We start from the raw sequence: 5,690 nt of genomic DNA on the forward strand, positions 1-5,690 counted from the left end.
CTGTACGAGCAGTAGCAATATCTATCCAAAGGGAGTCTAATACTAGATCATTGTGCCAGAGGAGAGCAGCAGTTTGAAATTGACCGTGAACTTCTAAACGTGCTGTCGGATAAATTTTTTGCAGTGCTTGTGCTAACTCTACTGCTGGAGCTGTTGCTGCTGAGTCTGAGTGACAACCATCTACAACTAAATCTATGTCTGTTAATAATAGAGTATCATCAAATTTTGATAACAGTAAGTCTCTTACTCCTCCCCCAATTAGATATAGTTGCCAACCTCTTTTTTCTGCCAACTCAGCAACCAAAGTGAGTAGTTGCCAAAGTTGGGGTGCGAGGCGATCTTCTAAAAGTTGTGTAATTGATTTACAAGTTTCCCCAGGAATGCAACCAGGTTGTTGATTTTGGGGGCGTTGTTGTTGATGCAATTCCCGTAAAACGTCGGTACGGGTGACTATTCCAACTAGACGGTTATTTTCTAAGACAGGCAACCGCCCAATATCATAAGTAACCATCAACTCTTCAATTTCTGGGAGAGTTGTTTCTGGGGAAATAGTTTTCAGTTGGGGTGTCATGTAACCTTTGACTGGAGCATGACTAAAACCATGATGCAGAGCAATATCAATATCTCGCCGAGAAATAATTCCCACCAATTCCCCAAATGAGTCTACTACTGATAAACCAGAATGACCATAACGTAATAGTATTCGGTGAGCTTCTTCTATAGATGTTTCGGGAGGAATGGTGCGAACTGGAGATGACATCAAATCTCTAGCAGTGGGTGGGTGAGGAATTTGAGAGATGAGTCTATCTACTAACTNGAGCAATATCAATATCTCGCCGAGAAATAATTCCCACCAATTCCCCAAATGAGTCTACTACTGATAAACCAGAATGACCATAACGTAATAGTATTCGGTGAGCTTCTTCTATAGATGTTTCGGGAGGAATGGTGCGAACTGGAGATGACATCAAATCTCTAGCAGTGGGTGGGTGAGGAATTTGAGAGATGAGTCTATCTACTAACTTTTCTAATGTTGCTTGGGGTTTGGTGTCTCGCCGACTAAGTGCTGCTGCTCGGTTATGACCACCACCCCCTAGAGGTTGAAATAGTTGACTGAGGTTAGTATCTGGGATGCGCGATCGCCCGATAATATTTAAGCTTTTTTCTGTTGTGTTTTTGAGGGAGTGGGTGTGAGCTAGCAATAGAGCATCTATTTCTGTGAGGTCAATTAAACTGGAAGCTAAACTGGATAAACCAGGAACATATTCATCTGTGTGTAAAAGTATTGACCCTATTTGATATTTTCTCACGGTGGAGCGTTGCAAATTTTCCAGAGCTATTTTTAATAAATCTTGCAGTTGGTGTGACAAACCGGGTTCGACATATTCACCTATCACAGATAAACTTGCTCCTTGCTGCATTAACCATGCTAAAGCTGCTGCGTCTCTTGGTGTTGTATGGTCAAAAGTCAGGGAACCAGTATCAACATGAATACCCAGTGCCATAATTGTTGCTTCTGCTGGAGTTAATATAGGGGTAGGTTTATTTTGGAGAGTCTGGAGTTTTTCTGTGATTAGGGTTGTGGTAGCTCCCACTGCTTCTATATAAGTTTGGGTAGCGGGAATATCGGTTTGAATTTCACAGTGATGGTCGTAGATGATAATTTCTGATAGGTGGGGTAAGTCTAACCATTCGGTAGTTTTTCCGAGTCGGGAGCGTGTTTGACTATCTACTATATATATAGAGCGAATTTGTTCTGGGTTAACGGAGCGACGTTCGATGATGGCAAATTCATCTCGATGGAGAGCGAGGAATTGTTTGACGGTAGGGTGACAACCGCCTGTTAGTACGAGGCGACTACCTGGGTGGAGGTGAGTTAGTCCGACAGCGGCGCCGAGAGCGTCGAAGTCTGCGGTTGTGTGGCATAAGATTATGTTCATTTATTAAAAGTAAAAATTCAAAAGTCAAAAGTCAAAAGTAAGAAGTTTTAATTTAAAATAATTAGGTATTATTAAAATAGTATATTATCTTCTATAAAAATTCAAAAGTCAAAAGTCAAAAGTAAGAAGTTTTAATTTAAAATAATTAGGTATTATTAAAATAGTATATTATCTTCTTCAAGGTAAATGGTGCAAATTTGCTAGTATCGGCATCTTGCCTGGGATGACTATACCTCATAACAATAGAAAGCGCTGTGTTACCAAATTTAGATTGTTACGAACTCCTTGAAGTTAATTATGTATCACTATGACATTGTTGAATAAATTCACAAAATTTGTCAAGAATACTCTCTTTCATTCAACCATGATTTGGAATTATATTTGCTGATTTACAAAAGCAGCAAGCAGAAAGTGGCAGAGAAGTTATATCAAATCCGGTTAAACAGTTATAGAATGGTTAACTCTTGAGGAGTCAGGAGTCAGGAGTCAGGAGTCAGGAGGAGAAAGAATTAGAAAGATGAGGGTAGTTATGGCGATCGGAGAATTTTTGTCTGTCCGATCAGACGGATTTGATATTATAGATTTATCTGAAAAGGCAGATATAACGAAACGTTAGAGGAGANGAGAAGTTATATCAAATCCGGTTAAACAGTTATAGAATGGTTAACTCTTGAGGAGTCAGGAGTCAGGAGTCAGGAGTCAGGAGGAGAAAGAATTAGAAAGATGAGGGTAGTTATGGCGATCGGAGAATTTTTGTCTGTCCGATCAGACGGATTTGATATTATAGATTTATCTGAAAAGGCAGATATAACGAAACGTTAGAGGAGAAAAAAACTTATGATTGCTCAACCTCAAGATTACCAAAAAATTACCCCTGAAGAATATCTAGAATGGGAAGCTAAACAGGAATTTCGCCATGAATATGTAGACGGTGAAATTTTAGCTATGACTGGAGGAAGTCTTCCTCATAATGATATTGCTCTTAATTTTTATACAGCTCTGAGACCTCATCTCCGTCAAAGAGGTTGTCGAGTTAATGTGTCTGATGCTAAAGTTCAAGATGCTAAAAATAGTTATTATTTCTATCCAGATTTAGTTATTAGTTGTCATCCTGATGATGTAAAATCTCGTAAGTTTATCGAACATCCTAAAGTAATAATTGAAGTTATTTCCCCTAGTACAGAAAAATACGATCGCGGCAATAAGTTTAAATATTATCGTCAATTTCCCAGTTTGCAAGAATATGTTTTAGTAGATTCAGAATCAATTTCTGTAGAAATTTTTCAACGTGGGGAGGGAAAAATTTGGCATTATTGTGCATATACAGAAGGTGAGTCAATTACATTAAAGAGTATTGAATTTACTTTTGCTATTGAGGTTTTATATGAAGGAGTTAATTTGGAAACTGATGCGGTAGAGTCAGAATAAACCTAGTGCTACATTAATTATTGGAGTTTTTCAGAACATCTAATTCATCTTGTTTTGTTCTTGCTTTTGACGATTCTATTTNGCATTATTGTGCATATACAGAAGGTGAGTCAATTACATTAAAGAGTATTGAATTTACTTTTGCTATTGAGGTTTTATATGAAGGAGTTAATTTGGAAACTGATGCGGTAGAGTCAGAATAAACCTAGTGCTACATTAATTATTGGAGTTTTTCAGAACATCTAATTCATCTTGTTTTGTTCTTGCTTTTGACGATTCTATTTTTTCATACTAGCTCTAATTGTACTAGATTTTCTTCCTTTTTATAAGAATCCCAAAGAGAAAATATTAAACTTCTAATACCTTTACTTTTGTCACTAGCTTCACTATTCTCTGTCACAATTTCTAATTTTTTTAGGCGGTTTATCGTATCCCGAATCTGATTCTTTTGTTGATTAGCTTGATTACTATTTTTAGATGATATTTCTGAATTTAATAGACAAGCAAGCTCTCTTAAATTTGTGGTTATTTGCAGTTGAGGGCGATCGCTATTTCTCTCTATCCATTCAGTTGATAATTTGCCACCCTCATCATTAGTCTGACTATAATTTATGAGAAATTCGATTAATTTTTTAGCTCGTTTGAGGGAAATATTACCCCTATTGTTTGCTGAAGTTTTCTCTTCTATCTCTACCTCTTCTGGGAAAATTTGCCTTTGGAAATATTCCTCAATTGCTTTTATTCCTTTTTCTGCTATTTCTCTTGGCGGAGTTTTCAGGGGATTATTTCTTAAATTAAGTTCTTTTAAAGAGGAGAGTTGACAGCTCGACTCTGGAATTTTTGTTAATTGATTATTTTTTAAATCAAGCCTTGTTAAATTAGATAATTGACAGATCGACTCTGAAATTTTTGTTAATTGATTGCTATTTAAATAAAGCTCTTTTAAAGAGGAGAGTTTACAGACTGACTCGGGAATTGTTGTGAATTGATTCTCATTTCAATTAAGGCTGTCTAAATTATAGAGTTGAGAGATTGACTCTGGGATTTTTGTTAATTGATTATTATCTAAATAAAGCCTTGTTAAATTAGATAGTTGAGAGATTGACTCTGAGATTTTTGTTAATTGATTCCCACCTAAATAAAGGGTTGTTCAATTAGATNATTAAGGCTGTCTAAATTATAGAGTTGAGAGATTGACTCTGGGATTTTTGTTAATTGATTATTATCTAAATAAAGCCTTGTTAAATTAGATAGTTGAGAGATTGACTCTGAGATTTTTGTTAATTGATTCTCATGTAAAGCAAGTCCTTCTAAATTAGATAGTTGAGAGATTGACTCTGGGATTGTTCTTAACTGATTATTGCTTAAATTAAGCATTGTTAAATTAGATAGTTGAGAGATTGACTCTGGGATTTTTGTTAATTGATTCTCACCTAAATAAAGGGTTGTTCAATTAGATAGTTGAGAGATTGACTCTGAGATTTTTGTTAATTGATTCCCACCTAAATAAAGGGTTGTTCAATTAGATAGTTGAGAGATTGACTCTGGAATGATTGTTAATTAATTTTGATGTCAAAAAAGCCTTGTTAAATTAGAGAGTTGAGAGATTGACTCTGGAATGATTGTTAATTGATTATCTTGTNTTGTTAATTAATTTTGATGTCAAAAAAGCCTTGTTAAATTAGAGAGTTGAGAGATTGACTCTGGAATGATTGTTAATTGATTATCTTGTAAATCAATAGTTTCTAAATTAGAGAGTTGAGAGATTGACTCTGGGATTTTTGTTAATTGATTCCCACCTAAATAAAGCCTTGTTAAATTAGAGAGTTGAGAGATTGACTCTGGGATTTTTGTTAATTGATTCTCACCTAAATAAAGGGTTGTTAAATTAGATAGTTGAGATATTGACTCTGAGATTTTTGTTAATTGATTCCCACCTAAATAAAGGGTTGTTAAATTAGATAGTTGAGATATTGACTCTGAGATTTTTGTTAATTAATTTTGATGTCAAAAAAGCCTTGTTAAATTAGAGAGTTGAGAGATTGACTCTGGAATGATTGTTAATTGATTATCTTGTNCCTTGTTAAATTAGAGAGTTGAGAGATTGACTCTGGAATGATTGTTAATTGATTATCTTGTAAATCAATAGAGATATTGACTCTGAGATTTTTGTTAATTAATTTTGATGTCAAAAAAGCCTTGTTAAATTAGAGAGTTGAGAGATTGACTCTGGAATGATTGTTAATTGATTATCTTGTAAATCAATAGTTTCTAAATTAGAGAGTTGAGAGATTGACTCTGGGATTTTTATTAATTGATTAT

Annotated in this window: 5 protein-coding genes and 4 pseudogenes; 1 reads left to right on the forward strand and 8 read right to left on the reverse strand. The window is 35.0% G+C overall.

Annotated features, from left to right (window positions below):
* Together AFK68_RS13325 and AFK68_RS13330 are read right to left on the reverse strand one after the other, a co-directional pair.
* A partial coding sequence (locus tag AFK68_RS13325) for a CBS domain-containing protein (protein WP_371357369.1) occupies positions 1–760 on the reverse strand: 760 nt, incomplete at its 3' end.
* Between the two features lie 57 nt (positions 761–817).
* A pseudogene (locus AFK68_RS13330) lies at positions 818–1,940 on the reverse strand (CBS domain-containing protein); the annotation flags it as partial.
* An 837-nt stretch (positions 1,941–2,777) separates the two neighbouring features.
* On the opposite strand from AFK68_RS13330, the gene AFK68_RS13335 reads away from it, so the two are divergent.
* Positions 2,778–3,368, forward strand: coding sequence for a Uma2 family endonuclease (locus AFK68_RS13335; RefSeq protein ID WP_094673231.1), 591 nt, complete (start codon positions 2,778–2,780; stop codon positions 3,366–3,368).
* A gap of 286 nt (positions 3,369–3,654) precedes the next feature.
* On the opposite strand, the gene AFK68_RS41635 is transcribed toward AFK68_RS13335, so the two are convergent.
* From AFK68_RS41635 to AFK68_RS45060, 6 genes and pseudogenes are all read right to left on the reverse strand, one after another.
* Complete coding sequence (locus AFK68_RS41635; RefSeq protein ID WP_371357370.1) at positions 3,655–4,146, reverse strand: hypothetical protein; 492 nt, start codon at positions 4,144–4,146, stop codon at positions 3,655–3,657.
* Between the two features lie 6 nt (positions 4,147–4,152).
* Positions 4,153–4,350, reverse strand: a pseudogene (locus AFK68_RS45050) (leucine-rich repeat domain-containing protein); the annotation flags it as partial.
* Positions 4,351–4,365: 15 nt separating this feature from the next.
* Positions 4,366–4,506, reverse strand: a pseudogene (locus AFK68_RS45055) (leucine-rich repeat domain-containing protein); the annotation flags it as partial.
* 23 nt (positions 4,507–4,529) lie between these two features.
* Positions 4,530–4,781 (reverse strand): annotated as a pseudogene (locus AFK68_RS13355) (leucine-rich repeat domain-containing protein); the annotation flags it as partial.
* Between the two features lie 249 nt (positions 4,782–5,030).
* On the reverse strand, positions 5,031–5,354 hold the full coding sequence (locus AFK68_RS13360) for a leucine-rich repeat domain-containing protein (protein WP_094673234.1): 324 nt from the start codon (positions 5,352–5,354) through the stop codon (positions 5,031–5,033).
* A 202-nt stretch (positions 5,355–5,556) separates the two neighbouring features.
* The gene (locus AFK68_RS45060) at positions 5,557–5,679 is read right to left on the reverse strand and encodes a hypothetical protein (protein WP_094673235.1); all 123 of its coding nucleotides are present in this window, start codon (positions 5,677–5,679) and stop codon (positions 5,557–5,559) included.
* Between the last annotated feature and the right edge of the window lie 11 nt (positions 5,680–5,690).

It is taken from the genome of Hydrocoleum sp. CS-953 (assembly GCF_002260545.1).
In the GTDB taxonomy this organism is placed as follows: Bacteria; Cyanobacteriota; Cyanobacteriia; order Cyanobacteriales; family Microcoleaceae; genus Trichodesmium.

Coding starts and splice junctions, on each gene's coding strand:
- AFK68_RS13335 (WP_094673231.1), top strand. CDS start 2,778: ATGATTGCTCAACCTCAAGATTACCAAAAAATTACCCCTGAAGAATAT.